We start from the raw sequence: 271 nt of genomic DNA, 5'->3' as shown, positions 1-271 counted from the left end.
ATTTTAAATATTGTGGTGGTAACTGCTGCAATTTCGGCAATTAACAGTGATGTGTTTGGTGCAGGCCGTATGTTGTACGGTATGGCAAATCGTGGTCAGGCACCTCGAATCTTCCAAAAATTATCGCGTAATGGCGTGCCTTGGATGACTGTTGTGGTTATGGCTGGCGTGCTGTTAATTGGTGTCGTGCTGAACTACCTGATTCCTGAAAATGTGTTTGTCATCATTGCATCAATCGCAACGTTTGCAACTGTTTGGGTATGGCTCATGA

At 44.3% G+C, this 271-nt stretch carries 1 pseudogene; it reads left to right on the top strand.

Annotation, left to right across the window (positions count from 1 at the left end):
- A pseudogene (proY, locus tag ACG916_RS21635) lies at nt 1-271 on the top strand (proline-specific permease ProY); the annotation flags it as partial.

The sequence above is a fragment of the Acinetobacter legionensis genome (assembly GCF_048552295.1).
GTDB lineage: Bacteria > Pseudomonadota > Gammaproteobacteria > Pseudomonadales > Moraxellaceae > Acinetobacter.
This window is presented reverse-complemented; position numbering and strand designations above follow the sequence as displayed.